This window comes from Mesorhizobium sp. M1312, from assembly GCF_040318115.1.
Lineage (GTDB): Bacteria > Pseudomonadota > Alphaproteobacteria > Rhizobiales > Rhizobiaceae > Mesorhizobium.
In genome coordinates this window covers 51,859-67,886 of the sequence record NZ_JAMYLQ010000004.1, presented here as the reverse complement: position 1 = coordinate 67,886, position 16,028 = coordinate 51,859, and the positions used below count along the sequence as shown (strand labels likewise).

At 59.1% G+C, this 16,028-nt stretch carries 13 protein-coding genes; 6 read left to right on the top strand and 7 right to left on the bottom strand.

What is annotated here, in order from left to right; translation table 11 throughout:
* Nucleotides 1-4 precede the first annotated feature (4 nt).
* From asnB to NKH36_RS07230, 3 genes are read left to right on the top strand one after another with little or no spacing between them, the layout of a single operon-like run.
* Nucleotides 5-2,026: an asparagine synthase (glutamine-hydrolyzing) gene (gene asnB / locus NKH36_RS07240; RefSeq protein ID WP_352958256.1), complete on the top strand. Its 2,022-nt coding sequence runs from the start codon at nucleotides 5-7 to the stop codon at nucleotides 2,024-2,026.
* Entirely contained in the window at nucleotides 2,023-3,579 is a 1,557-nt protein-coding gene (locus NKH36_RS07235; protein ID WP_352958257.1) for a class I adenylate-forming enzyme family protein, read from the top strand. The genes asnB and NKH36_RS07235 overlap by 4 nt, the downstream gene beginning before the upstream one ends.
* A 56-nt stretch (nucleotides 3,580-3,635) precedes the next feature.
* On the top strand, nucleotides 3,636-3,902 hold the full coding sequence (locus NKH36_RS07230; protein WP_352958258.1) for an acyl carrier protein: 267 nt from the start codon (nucleotides 3,636-3,638) through the stop codon (nucleotides 3,900-3,902).
* Nucleotides 3,903-4,075: 173 nt separating this feature from the next.
* Here the strand turns inward: NKH36_RS07230 and NKH36_RS07225 are convergent, their stop codons facing one another.
* Entirely contained in the window at nucleotides 4,076-4,768 is a 693-nt protein-coding gene (locus NKH36_RS07225; RefSeq protein ID WP_352958260.1) for a N5-glutamine methyltransferase family protein, read from the bottom strand.
* A 430-nt stretch (nucleotides 4,769-5,198) separates the two neighbouring features.
* Here NKH36_RS07225 and NKH36_RS07220 point away from each other — a divergent pair, with 430 nt between their 5' ends.
* The gene (locus tag NKH36_RS07220; protein ID WP_352958261.1) at nucleotides 5,199-6,941 is read left to right on the top strand and encodes a type I secretion system permease/ATPase; all 1,743 of its coding nucleotides are present in this window, start codon (nucleotides 5,199-5,201) and stop codon (nucleotides 6,939-6,941) included.
* Nucleotides 6,942-7,029: 88 nt separating this feature from the next.
* Nucleotides 7,030-8,385, top strand: coding sequence for an HlyD family type I secretion periplasmic adaptor subunit (locus tag NKH36_RS07215; RefSeq protein WP_352958327.1), 1,356 nt, complete (start codon nucleotides 7,030-7,032; stop codon nucleotides 8,383-8,385).
* Between the two features lie 37 nt (nucleotides 8,386-8,422).
* On the opposite strand, the gene NKH36_RS07210 is transcribed toward NKH36_RS07215, so the two are convergent.
* From NKH36_RS07210 to NKH36_RS07185, 6 genes are all read right to left on the bottom strand, one after another.
* The gene (locus NKH36_RS07210) at nucleotides 8,423-9,685 is read right to left on the bottom strand and encodes a polysaccharide biosynthesis/export family protein (protein ID WP_352958262.1); all 1,263 of its coding nucleotides are present in this window, start codon (nucleotides 9,683-9,685) and stop codon (nucleotides 8,423-8,425) included.
* Nucleotides 9,672-10,949, bottom strand: a complete 1,278-nt coding sequence (locus tag NKH36_RS07205; protein ID WP_352958264.1) for a hypothetical protein — start codon at nucleotides 10,947-10,949, stop codon at nucleotides 9,672-9,674. The genes NKH36_RS07210 and NKH36_RS07205 overlap by 14 nt, the downstream gene beginning before the upstream one ends.
* Nucleotides 10,946-11,950, bottom strand: a complete 1,005-nt coding sequence (locus NKH36_RS07200) for an SDR family NAD(P)-dependent oxidoreductase (RefSeq protein WP_352958265.1) — start codon at nucleotides 11,948-11,950, stop codon at nucleotides 10,946-10,948. The genes NKH36_RS07205 and NKH36_RS07200 overlap by 4 nt, the downstream gene beginning before the upstream one ends.
* A gap of 75 nt (nucleotides 11,951-12,025) precedes the next feature.
* A complete protein-coding gene (locus NKH36_RS07195; RefSeq protein WP_352958267.1) occupies nucleotides 12,026-12,724 on the bottom strand; it encodes a sugar transferase in 699 nt (232 codons plus the stop codon).
* Entirely contained in the window at nucleotides 12,721-13,857 is a 1,137-nt protein-coding gene (locus NKH36_RS07190; RefSeq protein WP_352958269.1) for a DegT/DnrJ/EryC1/StrS family aminotransferase, read from the bottom strand. The genes NKH36_RS07195 and NKH36_RS07190 overlap by 4 nt, the downstream gene beginning before the upstream one ends.
* A gap of 47 nt (nucleotides 13,858-13,904) precedes the next feature.
* Nucleotides 13,905-14,627, bottom strand: a complete 723-nt coding sequence (locus NKH36_RS07185; protein ID WP_352953271.1) for a nucleotidyltransferase family protein — start codon at nucleotides 14,625-14,627, stop codon at nucleotides 13,905-13,907.
* A gap of 636 nt (nucleotides 14,628-15,263) precedes the next feature.
* Here NKH36_RS07185 and NKH36_RS07180 point away from each other — a divergent pair.
* Nucleotides 15,264-15,938: a LuxR C-terminal-related transcriptional regulator gene (locus NKH36_RS07180; protein WP_352958271.1), complete on the top strand. Its 675-nt coding sequence runs from the start codon at nucleotides 15,264-15,266 to the stop codon at nucleotides 15,936-15,938.
* The last annotated feature ends 90 nt before the right edge of the window (nucleotides 15,939-16,028 follow it).

The window sequence follows — 16,028 nt, the reverse complement described above, 5'->3', positions numbered from 1 at the left end:
CCGGATGTGCGGCATCGCCGGAATCGTCTCGCTAAGCGCCTACGCGGCGCCTCCTTCGCGCGAGGCACTGATGCGCATGGTGGGCGCACTCGCGCATCGCGGCCCTGACGAGCGCGGCCTTTACCGCGACAAACGCGCGGGATTGGCGCATGCCCGCCTGTCCGTCGTCGATCTCTCCAACGGCCAGCAGCCACTCGCGGACGCGGGCGATACGACGTGGATCGTCTTCAACGGCGAGATCTTCAACTACCTCGAGCTGCGTGAAAAGTTGATCGCCCTCGGCCACCGCTTCCGCACCCATAGCGACACAGAGGTCATCGTCCATGCCTATCGCGCGTGGGGCGAGGCTGCCTTCGAGCGGATGAATGGGCAATGGGCGGTCGCAATCTGGGACTCCGTGGCGGGTCGTCTCGTGTTATCGCGCGATCGGTTTGGCATCTGCCCCTTGCAATTCTGCGAGCATGGGGGCCGCCTTTACTTTGCCAGCGAAGTGAAAGCCATTTTCGCGGCCGACATGGACATACCCCGTGCCTTCGATCCAGCCGGCATCGATCAGACTTTCACGCTCTGGACAGTCGTGCCGCCGCAAGGCGTGTTTCAGGGGATCAGCGAACTCACCCCGGGGCATGTCCGCATTTACGACAATGGCACCGTTCGCGAGCGGGCCTTCTGGAAGCCTTGCTATCCCGAAATTTCCGATCCCCGTCGTGACGAATTCACCGGCTCGCTCAACGACGCGGTGGAGGAGGTGCGCGGCGCCCTGGAGGCTGCGACGGCGCTCAGGATTGTGCAAGCCGACGTGCCGGTCGGCTGTTATCTTTCGGGCGGGCTCGACAGCTCGCTAGTCGCCACGCTGGGAAAGCGCTACGCGGGCGAGCGGTTCCAGACTTTCTCCCTGCGTTTTGCCGACGCCGAGTATGACGAGACCCGTTTCCAGCGCCTGGTCGCCGGCGCGACCGGGAGCGAGCACCATGAGGTGGTGGTTTCGCGCAGCGACATCGCCGAGATCTTTCCCGAGGTGATCTACCACACCGAGCGTCCAATCCTGAGGACCGCGCCTGCGCCGCTGTTCCTGCTCTCTAGGCTGGTGCGAGAACACGGCATCAAGGTCGTGCTGACCGGCGAAGGAGCTGACGAAATGTTCGCTGGCTATGACTTGTTCCGCGAAGGCAAGGTCCGCCGCTTTTGGGGATGCCAGCCCGCATCGACACGACGCTCACGGCTGCTGGAGCGCCTGTATCCCTATCTCAGCCGCTCGCCGGTACATCAGCAAGCAATGGCGCGCCAGTTCTTCGGGCGCGATATCCAGGCCTATGACACGCCCGGCTTTGCGCATGACACACGCTGGCGCACCACCAGCGCCATCAAGCGATTGTTCTCCGCCGACATGCGCGCCGAGTCCGAGCGCCGCAATGCCGTGCCCGAGCTGATCGCCCGCCTGCCCGCGGAGTTTTCGCGATGGGGCTCGCTTGCGCAGGACCAGTATATCGAGATCCAGACGCTGATGTCGGGATACCTGCTTTCTTCGCAAGGGGACAGGATGCTCATGGCCCACTCCGTCGAGGGGCGCTTCCCGTTCCTGGACGATGAACTCGTGACGCTCGCGAATTCGCTTCCGGCTGCCTACAAGCTGCGCGTCCTCGACGAAAAGCACGTGTTGAAGCGGGTGGCGGAACCAATCGTGCCGTCGGAAATCGTGGCCCGCAAGAAGCAGCCGTACCGGGCGCCCAACGCGCTTTGCTTCGTTGCCGACGATGCTCCGGCCTATGTCCGCGAAGCGCTTTCGGAGACGGCGTTGCGCGAGGCAAACGTTTTCGATCCGAAGTCGGTCACGCGCCTGCTGGACAAGTGTCGATACAGGGCGAACGACGGCGATCTGTCCAACTCCGACAACATGGCGCTGGTCGGCGTGCTGTCAACCCAGATCCTTCACCAGCAGTTTGTCGCAAGCCGTCCCGGTGGGGTCCGCTTAGGCGAGCTCAGCGTCGACGTTGACCGCGAGCATCGCGAAGAGGTGCCGGCATGATGCATGGCGCCGTACCCCTGCTGCATGACTACCTCACCCACGCCGCCAGCCGGGTCGGTGAGAAGGTGGCGCTGGTGTGCGGCGGGCAACGTGTCACCTATGGCGAGCTCGAAGCGCGCTCGAACGCCGTCGCGCAACATCTGGCCGCGGCTGGGGTTGCACGCGGCGATCGCGTGATGATCTTCGCCGACAACACTGTCGAGACGGTCGTCGCCTTCTGGGCGGTGCTCAAGGCGAACGCCGTGGTGTGCATCGTCAATCCGCTTACCAAGAGCGACAAGCTTGATTACCTGCTCAACGATTGCCGACCGACGGCACTGATCACGGACAGGCACCTGCACTCGATCTTTACAGAGCCGGCACGCAACTGCCCGTCATTGCGCCGGGTGATCGTCTCCGGGCCGATCATCGACGCCGAGCTGACAGGATTGCCGCACGCCGTGCGCTGGGACACCGTGGTTGCCGTCGACGGCAGCGCACCACCGGCGCGCCGCTGCATCGATATCGATCTCGCTGCCATCATCTACACGTCCGGATCGACAGGCGAACCCAAGGGCGTGATGCTGACGCACAGGAACATGACTGCCGCGTGCACGTCGATCGCTTCATACCTGAAGCTGTGCGAAGACGAGGTGATCCTCAACGTCTTGCCTCTCGCCTTCGATTACGGCCTGTATCAGATGATCATGGCGTTTCGCACTGGCGCTCGGCTGGTGCTTGAACGCTCGTTCGCTTTCCCGGCGCAGATCCTCGGATTGATCAAGCAAGAGAGGGTGACAGGTTTTCCCGGCGTGCCGACCATCTTCGCCGCACTCTCGGACCTCAAGACGCTGAAAGACCACGATTTTTCGAGCATTCGCTACGTCACGAACACTGCGGCTGCCCTGCCGCTCAAGCACATTCTCATGCTTCAGGACCTGTTTCCGGATGCGCGCATCTATTCAATGTATGGCCTCACCGAATGCAAGCGCTGCACCTATCTGCCGCCGGAAGACCTTGAGCGAAAGCCATTGAGCGTCGGGGTCGCCATCCCGAACACGGAAATGTGGATTGTCGACGAGCATGACAAGCCGGTCGGTCCTGATGTCGTTGGCCAACTCGTCATCCGCGGGGCGACGGTGATGAAGGGCTATTGGGGCAAGCCGGAAGCCACGGCCAGAAAACTCAAACCCGGCCCGTTGCCGGGCGAGCAGGTCTTGTACACCGGCGACTACTGCCGGATGGACGCGGAAGGCTACCTCTACTTCATCGGTCGCGGCGATGAGATCATAAAGTCGCGAGGAGAGAAGATAGCGCCGAAGGAGGTGGAAAACGCGCTGCTGGATATTCCGGGTGTGCGGGAAGCCGCGGTCATCGGCGTTCCGGACGAGTTGCTCGGACAAGCTGTGAAAGCCTTCGTCGTGATCGAGCAAGGAAGGATCGTCGGCGAAAGGCAGTTGCAGAAAGAATGCCAGAGACGATTGGAAAACTTCATGGTTCCGAAGTCCATCGTAATCGTACCCAGCCTACCGATGACAGACACGGGCAAACTCAAAAAAACGGCCCTGTCATGAGGCAGTTTCTGGATGAAATTGATCAGCATTCATCTTTTGTATCGGAGGAGGATTCAATGTTGTCTACCAAGGATAGAGCCGAGACCTGCAAGGACCAGATTCGCGCTTTCCTGGCGTCGAATTTCTACATAGCCGACGCGGATGCTCTGGAGAGCAACGCGTCCCTTCTCGACCAAGGCATCGTCGACTCGACAGGGGTACTCGAGGTTATCGGCTTTATCGAGGAGACCTTCGGCATCACTGTCGAAGACAGCGAGCTCCTGCCGGAGAACCTCGATTCCATCCAAGGAATTGCGCAATATGTTCTCCGCAAGCAAAACTGATTGCCGACATCTGGCTAGACCGGTTCATCGTTTCACGGAAACGCCGAACCGCTCTATCTCTTTGTTTTGCGTAATTCCGGACGGAAAACCGTTTCACACTTTTCCTGGAATTGCTCTAGCGCTGTTTTACGCCGCCGGCAGCGCCACCGAGCCTGCCGCAGTCGCGGCATGGCTCATGCTTGCGACGTGGTATGTCCCACAACCACCCTGCCCTCGCCGGCTTCGTTCGTGACCGCGCGGATGTTCTCGTAAGCCTTGGAACGCTCCAGCAGACTGATGACCTGCCGGTCCTGGCCGAGGCCGACCTCGAAGAGCAGGATGCCTCCGCGCCGCAAGTATCGCGGCGCATCCTTGATCACCCGCATATGGATGCTCAGGCCGTAGGGGCCGGCCGCAAAGGCTTCACGCGGCTCGAGCTCCGTCAGATGCGCGCGGTCGCCCTCAAGCCGCTTTTCCGAAATGTAGGGCGGATTGCAGACGATCACGTCCATCGTACCATCAAGCTCTAAGCCCGAGAAAGCATTGAACAAGTCGCCCTGAAGCACGGACACGCGATCCGCCATGCCGTGATGGGCGACGTTGCGGCGCGCGACTTCAACGCATCCATCGGTAAGATCGCTCGCCCAGACACGCGCGGTGGGAGCGTAGTGCGCGATGGCGCACGCCAGATTGCCGGCCCCGCAGCACATATCGACAACGTGTGGCGCCGGCAGGTTCATTTGACTCAGAACATCAAGAGCGGTCGTGCCAAGCAACTCCGTCTCCGGCCGGGGAACGAGCGCACCGGGCGCGATGAGCAACTCCAGCCCCATGAAGATGGTGCGGCCTTTGCTGTAGGCTTCGGCGACACTGATCTCTTCGCTCATGACAGACCCGCCTTCCTGACATTGCCGGTGCCGTTGTCCGACAATTCCGTCCCAATTAAGTGTATCTCGAATTCATTAAATTCTCGATGGGCAAATCGAAAAACAGTCGCCGCCCTAGGCTTTGAAGACACGATGCAACAAAAGGTGATCATGAGCCTCTTATCTGTCGCATGGTTGGGAATATTGTCTCATCATTGGAAATAGCCGGGTTCCCAGCCCGGTTATCCCCAACCTTGCAAAGCCAATTCCCGAATTCTCGGCCCTGCGTCACGATTTTGCTACATTTTAATCAAAAGGCACATACGTAAGCAAAACGTAATGTTTCAGTGGCTAACGGAAAGTAGCCGCTTCCCGCAAGGCAAGAGGGTTTACCCATCACCGACATGACCAATACGTTCGCGCGGCAATTTCGCACGAAAGATCGCAGATCATGAAGTCAACGCAAGGGCGCTCGCCCGATCTACGTTCCGCTATGTTCGGCTCAATGCATGGACTGGTTGGCGTCGGCGTTTTCTCGGCAGTGATAAACGTTCTCGCCCTGACCGGCTCCGTCTACATGCTCCAGATCTACGATCGCGTGCTGCCTTCGCAGAGCATTCCGACTCTCATCGGATTTACGATCGGGATGCTTGGCCTCTACGCTGTCTATGGCCTCCTCGATTTCGTCAGGCTTCGCCTGTTGGTCCGCATCGGCAGCCGCCTGCACAGAGATCTGCAGCAAAAGGCGTTTGCTGCCTCGCTTTCCCTACCGCTTACTGCTGGGCAGGATGCGAACCGGGTGCAGCCGCTTCGCGATCTGGACCAGTTGCGCGGCTTTCTTTCCGGACTGGGACCGACGGTCGTCTTCGACGCTCCCTGGATTCCGTTTTATATGGTGGTCATCTATCTGCTGCACCCTTCGCTTGGTGTGTTGGCAACCCTCGGCGCGGCTGCTGTCGTACTTTTGACGGTAGTCGCGGAAGTCGTTGCCCGCAAACCCGCCGCGCGGGCATCTGAAACGCTCGTGGCACAGCGGCTTCTTGCCGATTCCGGCCGCCGCAATGCGGAGGTTGTCCAGGCGATGGGCCTTTCCGCTCAGCTCGGTCGGCGCTGGAATGAGATCAGCCATCTTTACCTCAAGAACCAGGAACAGCTCTCCGATGTCGTTGGCGCAGCGAGTTCATTGTCGAAGACACTCCGAATGGCCCTGCAGTCCTCCGTACTGGGGCTTGGTGCCTACCTTGTGATCGGCGGCGAGGCTTCGCCCGGCGTGATCATCGCATCGTCCATATTGCTGGGCCGCTCATTGGCGCCGGTCGATGTGGCAATCGCAAACTGGAGAGGATTTCTGGCCACCCGGCGAAGCTATACCGATCTGGCGGCAGCGTTGGATGCTTTCGGTAGCCAGAAAGACCCTATGGAGCTGCCGCGCCCACAGACACAGCTTGCGGTCGAGGAACTGACGGTCGCGCCGCCAAGTCTGCAGAGACCAACGCTCGTCAATGTAAGCTTTCGCCTGTCGAGCGGCGCGGGGTTGGCGATCGTCGGCCCGAGCGGCTCTGGCAAAACGACGCTCGTGCGTGCGTTGGTCGGGGCATGGAAGCCGCTTCGCGGAACGGTAAGGTTGGACGGCGCCTCGCTCGATCAATGGAATTCGGAGCTGCTCGGCACCCATATCGGCTACCTGCCGCAGGACGTCGAACTGTTCGACGGAACGATCGCAGACAACATCTCAAGGTTCGGCGGCAAGAGTGACGCAAAGGGCGTGCTAGCAGCCGCCAAGGCTGCTGGCGTGGACAAGATGATCATGCGGCTGCCGGAAGGTTTCCAAACGCGCATCGGTGAAGGCGGAGCGGCCCTGTCGGCTGGGCAGAGGCAGCTCGTCGGGCTCGCCAGGGCGCTTTATGGCGATCCATTCCTTGTCGTTCTCGACGAACCAAATTCCAATCTGGATGCAGATGGCGATGTTGCCCTGGCTGGGGCAATCCTGACCGTGCGCGAGCGTGGCGGCATCGCGATTGTTGTTGCGCATCGTCCGTCAGCTCTCGTCAACATCGACCAGGTGCTCGTCTTGTCGAATGGCATGCTCCATTCATTTGGCTCGCGCGAAGACGTTCTGGCAAATGTTGTCCGGCCCTTCCCGCGGCAAAATAGTGTCGTCCCGTTGCAGCAAGGTGCAAGCGGCCATGCGTGAGGTGTTGCTACGTCTCTTGAGGTCTTGCTCCGTGTCTGCCGTGACCCTGTCACGTCTCTTTAGGTCTTGCTCCGTGTCTGCTGTGACCCTGTCATCATTTGCTCCTGTCGCTCGCGTAAGCCAAGACGCAAGCCAAGAGACCGGGACCAATCCAATCGAAGAGCCGGATGGTATCAGGGCCAATCTGATCCTGGGCCTGGCGACCACCTTGCTGTTGATCTTCGGCGGAGGACTCTGGCTGGGATTGACCAAGATTGCCGGCGCGGTGATTGCGCCCGCCACCGTAGTGGTCGAAAGCAACATAAAAAAAGTCCAGCATCAGACCGGCGGCACCGTCGGCGGCATCTTCGCCAAGGACGGGGACCATGTGCGTGCCGGCGATGTGTTGGTCAGGCTGAACGACACGTTGACACGAGCAAACCTGCAGATAGTCAGCGAGGATCTCGACCGCGCCACCATTCGCCTGGCGCGGCTGGAGGCCGAGCGACAGGGCCTGCCGGAAATGCAACTTCCACCCACCGTTCGGGCCCGGATGGGCGACCCGCAACTGGCGTCACTTGTCCGTGGCGAACGCGCCGTGTTCGAAAGCCGTGCCGCGGCGCTAGCTGGCCAGAAGGCACAGTTGCAAAGCCGCTCGAAGCAATTGGAACGTCAGATCGATGGCCTCAAAGCGCAGCAGGCGGCGATGGATGAGTCCTTGGACCTGCTGACGCTGAACCTTGCTGACGTCGAGTCTCTCTACTCAAAGAAGTTGGTCTCTAAAGAGAGGCTGAGCACTATCAGCTTGGAGAAGAGCCGGACTCGCGGCGAGTCAGGACGGCTTGTCGCAGCAATCGCGGAGGTTCAAGCGCGCATCAGTGAAACTGACCTGCAGGTGCTTCAGCTCGATGAGCAAATGCGGAGCGAGGTAACGAGCGAACTGCGCGAAACGGAAGCCAAGCAGACTGAACTCAATGAGCGCAAGGTCGTGGCGGAAGACGAACTCGCCAGGACAGATATTCGCGCTCCACAGTCGGGAACGGTACAAGAATCCTCAACCCACACCATCGGAGGCGTGATTGCCCCCGGAGAAGTGCTCATGATGATTGTGCCCGATACCGACAACCTGGTCGTGGATGCGCTCGTTTCTCCAGAGCGTATCGATGATGTACGTCCTGGACAGCGGGTTTCAATTCGCTTTCCGGCTTTCGACGCAGGGACGACACCTGTTTGCCAAGGTTCGGTCAACCGCATCTCTGCAGATCTGATCAAAGATCAGCAACGCCAGCTTTCGTACTTTTCGGCACGCATCAACGTCGAAAATGCGGCGACCTGCTTGACGGGAGCGAAAATCCTCAAACCCGGCATGCCCGCCGAAGTTCACATACGCACCGACGAGCGCAATGTATGGTCCTACTTGCTGAAACCCTTTACCGACCAGGTTTCCAGAGCTTTCAGACAGTAACGCAATCGGCAATCGCGACAGAACAAGGTGCAGCAGTCTATCGGGTCGCGGCGGTCTCGAGACCGCTGCTGAACCTTACCTCTATCGTGTCACCCGGTGATACCTCGGTGTCTTCTCCGGCCGGCTGTTTGCGCCATTCCTCACCGACCTTGCGGATGATCGTGACCTGAGCCTGGATGGTCTCGCCGGCAACCGGCAGTGGCTGGGCAGACGCCCCCGTGGGCTGCAACTTTTGGCTGGCGGCGCGAAGTCTTGCGGTGATGTCGGCAAGACGCACGTTGGTATCCTTCAGCTCAGTCAAAAGAGCCATCCTTCTCAGGTTGTCATTGCGCTCGCGCTGCCTGACAAAATCATCCTGCTGGCGTCGTGTTCTCATGAGCTCAACCGACGTTTCGAGCGCCCGGCTGGAAGAGAGAATCACACCGCGCCGGACATCGGCGAGTCTATCGTTGGTCAGATTGCCTGCTTTATGCACTTTCGTTATTCGTGCCAGGTCTTCCTCGTCCGCTTTCACTGCCTCGGCTTCGGCCTTCTCGCGCTTGAGCAGCACCTCGATCTGCGCCGCAGCAGCCTTGGCACTTTGTTCAAGGTAGCTTTGCTCCTGCTGGAAGTTGTCCAGCGAGATCTTGAGCCCTTCTGCTTCAGCCTGGGTGATTGCCGAAACGAAAGCGGCCGACAAGGGTGACCCTTGTGGTGCCTTCATGTCGAAATTCGCCTGGTTCTGAAGTTCGGCGCGCAGGCGGGCGCTATGAAAATAGTCTCTGGTGTACTCCCCCCAGGCCGATTCATAGTCACGCCGCAGATCCACCGGATCTGGGCCAACCTGGTTTGCCCGCGACCGCAGGAGGCTGAACCCCCCAGACACGGCGATCGCCTGCCGCACGGTCATGAGCGGTCGGTAGGCCTGCTGTCCGGGAGTGAGCACGTCGCCGGTCACATAGATCGGGCGATACTCTGCGATCACGGCGGTGACGTCGCTCGGCTTGACGACGATCATTTGCTCCCGCCCATCGGGCAGACGCTGGTGAAATATCTTGGTAGTCAAGATCGTCTCCATGCGTGTCTGCAATTCGGCGGGAGTGAGGCCGCCGACCGAAACCATGCCGACTTCGGGAAGCGCGATCGTGCCGTCCATTTGAACCATGACACGTTGCGTCCGTTCCGGGATGGAGGCGATTCCTATCTCGACGGTATCGCCGGCGGAAAGTCGATATGCGACCCGCGTCTCCGCTGCGGCGGCCATACCCATCGCAGTCAGGATGCCAAGCGCGGCAAGTAGGATTCGATTAGTGAAGACCATTGGTGACAATCTCCTTCCGGTTCAACGTCGACTCTTCCGGCCAATCGACACGGGAGACGAAGTCGTAGACTGGCCCGCCGGCCACGCCCCAGTTGCTCGACCAGATTACCTGCGAGCCGTCAGGCGACGGCGAGGCGTGACTCTCGCTTCGATAGTCTAACTGAGTGCTTCTCGTTTGTGCGATGCGGCGAACCTCGCCACTGCCATCGATGCGCAGCGCGATCACTTCCTGTGCATATGGCGCCCAGTCCAGGTGAGCCGATATTTCGTCCGGATCGCCGCCATAGGTCAGGAACACCCAGCCAGGCCTGTCCAGCGCACGCAGAGATGCATGCATAGCTTCGCCATATTTCGTAAGCGGGGTGACCCTGCCGTCGGACAGCCTTCGCTTGATCACCTGAAACTTGTCCGGATCGGACTTGCTGATGCCGACATAGACTTCGCTGCCGTCTTCATCGACTGTCATATCGCCGTGTCCGGGCCGGTGATGTTCCACCCACCTTTGTAGCAAAGTGCCCTCGACACTGAAAATGAAGCCCTGTTCGACGCCTCTTGTTATCTCCTGAAGGCATAGAATGTTGGTTCCGAGCGGAGAAATCGAGCAGGTGCCGTTGGTTCCGCCAATATGCTCAAGTTCGATGTCCGGGAATTTCCGCCGCTGCTTGAGATCGTAAGCAAAGACCACCGCATCGCCATCCTTACGCACCGCGCGCACGGCTATGCGGTCACCGTCACGGCTTGGGTTGCCCTTGCCCGGTCCGAAATGGAAATCGTGATGCTCGGTCGAAACAAACAGGACGTCTTCGCGATTGGTCCGTGGCGCCCAGGTTGATACTTGCCGTCCCTGAACGCAGATCATCAGAGCGGCGTTTTCAGGGTGCCATTCGCATTCAGTCGATCGAGCGCGACGGAACAGCGGGGCATATGTGTGCCCGTCGAAAAAGCACATGCCGCCGCTACAGCCATTGGTGATGACGAGAAGGCTCTGGTCTGAATTCCAAGCTTGAGCACTCGAATAACGGTGGCTGCAATACTTGTTCTCGCACGCGACACCATTGCCAAGCGCTCCTGGCTTGGTAATGCGCGTGAAGATCGTCCCAAACGCCGGATCCGTCACTTGGCGCAGATAGTCGGGCAGATCCATCGTCACCGGCGCGACAAATTGTGTCTGCTCGCTGCTTTGCCGGCTTCCGGCCGCGGGCAGACCCAACGACATCGCAACGGCAATCAACAGCAGAGCCGATGCACGCTGGTAGAAGGTCATGTCATATAGCCCATTTCGCGGCGTACGCGGCCTTCGCTGAGGCGCGCCTGCCACCATCCGATGGTTCGCTCCAATCCTTCCCGCAGGCTGGTCTGCGCCCGCCATCCGGTCTTCGTCTCGAGTTGCGAAGAATCGGCTAGCAAGGCACGGACTTCGGAATTCTGCGGCCGCAGACGGCGTTCGTCGCGGTGGACCGGTTTTTTGGAGCCGCTCAACTCGAGCACCAGATCCAAGACGTCCGAGACCGTCACAGCGCGCTGGCTTCCGGCATTGTAGGCATGGCCGAATTCGAGCTCGGCCGAACCTGCGGTCAGGAATGCCGCCGCAGTGTCTTCCACAAAAGTAAGGTCGCGGACCGGACTTGTGTCCCCGACCATGATCGCCGGGCAATTTTTGTCGAGAGCCTGCCTTATGATGGTCGGCACGATGGCCCGCTCACTCTGACGTGGGCCGTAGGTATTGAACGGCCGCAAAATCACGACCGGGACGTCGAACGACCTGGCGTAGGACTCTGCCATCATGTCCGCGCCGATCTTGGATGCCGAATAGGGTGACTGGCCCTGCAGCGGATGGGATTCGCGGATAGGCATGGTCTGTGCGGTGCCATAGACCTCGCTGGTCGAGGTGTGCACCACACGCTCTGTCTCCCATTGCCGCGCCGCTTCGAGGACATTCACTGTGCCCAGGATGTTAGTCTCCACATAGGATTGGGCGGCCGCGTATGAGTATGGAATCGCGATGAGTGCAGCGAGATGAAACACAACGGCCTGGCCACGCATGATCCGGCTCAGGAACGCGCTGTCGCGAACGTCGCCGCGGACGAGGTTCAGCTGGGTTCGAATGGTGTCCGGCAAATCATCCAGCCAACCATGACTGTCGAAGGAATTGTAGAGGGCGAGCGCTGTGACATCCGCCCCACTACGAACGAGCGCTTCGGTGAGATGCGACCCGATGAACCCATCAGCACCCGTTACCAGAACTTTCCTACCCCTGTAGTTCATGACTAAACGTACCCCCTATGACGTGAAGCGCTGACCTTGCGAATTCACCAGAGCGTGGCCATGCCAAGCATGGTCTCACATGCCGATTGGTGGCGGCGAAACCAGGCCGATCGGCGGCCGCGAGACCAAACCGAGAACCGCCAGAAAGCCGCGCATCATCCAGATGATGTCAGCGGCGATCGTCCGCTGCGGATAGTAGGAGAGGTCGATCCTGGCCTTGGCAGGAAACAGAACCTCGCGGTAGAACTGCATCGGATCCGCGGATTGCGGATAGAATTTGGCCTCATGCCGGAAGAGAACCTGGGCCGGACCCAACAAGCCCGGCTTGTATTGCAGAACAGCCTCAAAGCCACCACGGAAACAATCGGCAAAGACAAGGCTCTCCGGCCGCGGCCCGACAATTGCCATCTCGCCTCTAAAGACATTCCACAGTTGCGGGAGCTCGTCGAACTTGGTGAGGGCGAGGAACCGGCCTATTCTCGTCATGCGGCTGTCGCCGGCCATGGTCAGCGCCAAGCCGCCCGGATCGCATCGCACCGCGAATTTGCGGAACTTGTAAATGCGGAACGGCCGCCCACCGGCACCCACGCGGGTCTGCGTAAAGAAGATTGGCCGGCCGCCTTCCAGTAAAAGCGCCAGGGCGATCACCAGCATCAGCGGAGCGAAGACTATGGCGGCTGCTGTAGCGATCACGAGATCAATTGCTCGTCTCGCAAACCCATGGGCGGCCCTTGAGACAACAGATCGATGAATGGATAAATCCAAGGCATTCATGCTGCTGTTCCTGCTTGGGCGCAACTGTGGACTGCAGCGGCAAGAGCGGCAGCCACTGATTCGACGACAGGCGCGGTGATCTGGGGATGCAGTGGCACCGTGAGCTCACGCTGGGCAAAGTCCTCAGTCCGCGGCAAATATGTGCCTGGGAAAAGCTCGCGATAGAGCGTCATCTGGTGCACCGGCGGATAATGGATGGTGGTTTGTATTCCTTGCCTGCGCAATTCATCGATGACGTCTTGCCTATCAGCATAACGCGGCAAAAGGACAGGCATGATATGATAGGCGGACGTCCGCGGCTCGTGGAACGGAACTGTCACGGCCGGACAATGTTTTGCGATCAGACGTCGATACAGCATGACCAGAATACGCCTGATCTCGTTCCACTCCTGCAAATTCTGCAGCTGGACCAGTCCGATTGCAGCGCGCATTTCATCCATGCGATAGTTGAATCCGAGCATGGTGACATCGTACTGCGGCGTGCGACTGTTCAGCCTCTGATGTGTCCCCGTGGTCATGCCGTGCCCACGAGCCTGGCGGATTGTCTCAAGCAGCCTGGGATCTCGGGCAATCACGGCTCCACCTTCCGCCGTGGTCATATTCTTGTTGCCATAGAAGCTGAAGGCGGCCGCGGCACCAAATGTACCTACCTCCTTGAGGCCCGGCGCATGCGCGGCGTCCTCGATGATCTGCAGCCCTCGGGCTCGAGCGAACTTCTGCCATTCTTCGCGATTGGCGAGATAGCCGGCGAAATGTACGAGAATGACCGCCTTGGTGCGCGCGGTGCATCGCGCTTCAGCTTCCACGATCGACATCAGCGGCACGTCGGCCGACTCGATATCGACAAAGACCGGAGTGGCACCGACGTAGAGAACCGCGTTTGCGGTCGCCACGAAGGTCATTGACGGGACCAGCACTTCGTCGCCTGGTCCGATACCGAGTGCATGTAGAATGAGATGAAGCGCTGCCGTACAAGAACTTACCGCGACGCAATCCTCTGCACCATGCATGTGGGCAAAAGCCTCTTCAAAGGCTCTCACCTGCTCTCCCATGGTCAGCCAACCGCTATCGATGACCTTGGACAAAGCTGCCTTCTCCGGCACACCCAAAATTGGGGCACTGACCAAGAGCATCATAACCTCCTAGACTGTTGGACTGTGGGATCGGCTTGGCGATCTCGTCATGCGGCCGTGGCAGTGACCTCGATCGAGGCCGACTGGTCTTCCCAGGAAATGGCTTGTGCATTCTGGAAATCGTCGACGCGCCCGATATCGAGCCAGAGACCATCATGCTTGTACACGTGGACAGTTGTACCGTTCTGCATCATCTGCAGCATCAGGTCGTCAAACCCGAAGGGAATGCCAGATGGAATAAACTGCAGAACGTCTGGATTCATGCAGTAGATTCCCATGCTGACCAGGTGCGAAAGCGTCGGTTTCTCGCGAAAGACCTGCACGGTGTTGTCGACTTCGTCTATGACGCCGAAGTCCATCTTGATCAGGCGGCAGGCTGTGGCGATCGTCACCGGATCGGTGTGCTTGCGGTGCGCTGCCACAAATCGACTGAGACTTAGATCGGTAAGGACATCGCCGTTGAGGACTATGAATGGTTCTGTCAGCTCGTCTCTGATCAAGGAGAGCGGTCCGATGGTGCCGAGCGGCTCCATTTCTTGCGTGTATCGAATTTTCAGGTTCCACTGCGAGCCATCTCCGCATACGGTGCGGATCAAGTGGCCGAGATACCCGGTTGTGATGTAGACCTCTTGGATGCCATTGCGTCGCAGCCATTTCAGAAGCATCTCAAGAACCGGTCGAGCACCGATCGGCATGAGCGGTTTCGGCAAGATCGATGTGAAGGGGCGAAGGCGGGTCCCCATTCCACCACATTGAATCACTGCTTTCATCTGGTCCTCCCATGTTCACTCGACCTGAACGCCATCGTTACAGCCACAGGATCCGGTAAAGCCGCGTTCTTGTTCTCTTAAAGGACCGGTGAGGTTTCCCGCCGGCCCTGATCCGGACATTGTAGCTAGATGGTATGTGGCCGTCGGGGGGGATGTCGTCGTGCATTCGAATGGTAGCGATTCAGACATTCTGGTATTCAATAACCGTGCTGATCGACGAAGGCTGGCGCCTGTCACAGAGGCAGGCTCCGAGCGCGCTTCAGCGATCAGTTCTTGGCCGATCAGCTTGGGGCCACAAGACCGACAAAACCCGAATGAGTGCTTACAATGAGCCTAGCATCCATCAATCGCCGGAACGACCTACGACAACCCGGCGATTGCGCGGTATCGGCATCAACGCGAGCTGTTGGGACATGGGTCTTGGAGGCTGAGAACGGATATTCGACAGGTCGGCGGGCTCCGTTCGCGGGTTTCAAAAATAAGAGGAGCGTTTCCGGTTATTTAGGATTATATTAGCAATCTGACGCTTGCGGTGTTGGGGCATCGCAGGTGTTGACTGGATGAATCGACGAGTGGTCGGCCACGACTTTAAGGCCATCACCGTTCAATCATTCCAGGATTCGTTGGGGTAGTTCAATGTATCGAATCGTCATCGCCGACGATCACGGCTTGTATCGTCGTGGCTTGCGATTGGCACTGACCGCAGGCATTCCAGGTGTGGAAATATTTGAGGCGTCGTGTTTCGATGCCGTACTCAGTCTGCTGGCGGAACAGGCGTCAGTTGATCTGGCGATCCTGGACCTGAACATGCCGGGATTGTTCAATCAGGAAGTGCTCAGCGGCATTCTGTCGGCTTATCCGGATACACGTTTTGCGATCGTTTCCGGGAATGATTCACGCTCGGAGATACTCACGGCTCTGTCGATCGGCCTTCACGGCTATATCGTAAAGTCGCAGAGAGACGAGGAGGTCGTGATGGCCGTCAACGAAATCCTCTCGGGCCGCATCTATGTCCCTGCACTTCTGTCGCGCCCCGGTGCCGCGCAAGCAACCCACGTACCTACTCCCTCCGAGCATATCCCACACCGACGTACCACCAGTGGCAATCTTGGCAGGCTGACCTCAAGGCAAAAGGAGGTCCTCAAACTGATGGCGGAAGGGTATTCGAATAAGGAAATTGCGCGCGATCTGGAAATCGCCGAAGCGACGACGAAAATCCATGCCGCTGCGGTTCTGCGTGAGCTTGGGGTACGGAATCGGACAGAGGCTGCCGTTATGCTGAAGAGCTGGCTAACGAGGGATATCAACTAAAGCACCGCGTCCTTTTGGACACGCAAGGGGCGCTCTAAAATTTTGAATCTACGCATTATGGCGTCTAGAAACGAGCCCGGCTTTTGCGCC

Excerpts from the sequence above, each read along its gene's own strand:
- asnB (WP_352958256.1), top strand. The coding sequence starts at position 5 with ATGTGCGGCATCGCCGGAATCGTCTCGCTAAGCGCCTACGCGGCGCCT.
- NKH36_RS07235 (WP_352958257.1), top strand. The coding sequence starts at position 2,023 with ATGATGCATGGCGCCGTACCCCTGCTGCATGACTACCTCACCCACGCC.
- NKH36_RS07230 (WP_352958258.1), top strand. The coding sequence starts at position 3,636 with ATGTTGTCTACCAAGGATAGAGCCGAGACCTGCAAGGACCAGATTCGC.
- NKH36_RS07225 (WP_352958260.1), bottom strand. The coding sequence starts at position 4,768 with ATGAGCGAAGAGATCAGTGTCGCCGAAGCCTACAGCAAAGGCCGCACC.
- NKH36_RS07220 (WP_352958261.1), top strand. The coding sequence starts at position 5,199 with ATGAAGTCAACGCAAGGGCGCTCGCCCGATCTACGTTCCGCTATGTTC.
- NKH36_RS07210 (WP_352958262.1), bottom strand. The coding sequence starts at position 9,685 with ATGGTCTTCACTAATCGAATCCTACTTGCCGCGCTTGGCATCCTGACT.
- NKH36_RS07205 (WP_352958264.1), bottom strand. The coding sequence starts at position 10,949 with ATGACCTTCTACCAGCGTGCATCGGCTCTGCTGTTGATTGCCGTTGCG.
- NKH36_RS07200 (WP_352958265.1), bottom strand. The coding sequence starts at position 11,950 with ATGAACTACAGGGGTAGGAAAGTTCTGGTAACGGGTGCTGATGGGTTC.
- NKH36_RS07195 (WP_352958267.1), bottom strand. The coding sequence starts at position 12,724 with ATGAATGCCTTGGATTTATCCATTCATCGATCTGTTGTCTCAAGGGCC.
- NKH36_RS07190 (WP_352958269.1), bottom strand. The coding sequence starts at position 13,857 with ATGCTCTTGGTCAGTGCCCCAATTTTGGGTGTGCCGGAGAAGGCAGCT.
- NKH36_RS07185 (WP_352953271.1), bottom strand. The coding sequence starts at position 14,627 with ATGAAAGCAGTGATTCAATGTGGTGGAATGGGGACCCGCCTTCGCCCC.
- NKH36_RS07180 (WP_352958271.1), top strand. The coding sequence starts at position 15,264 with ATGTATCGAATCGTCATCGCCGACGATCACGGCTTGTATCGTCGTGGC.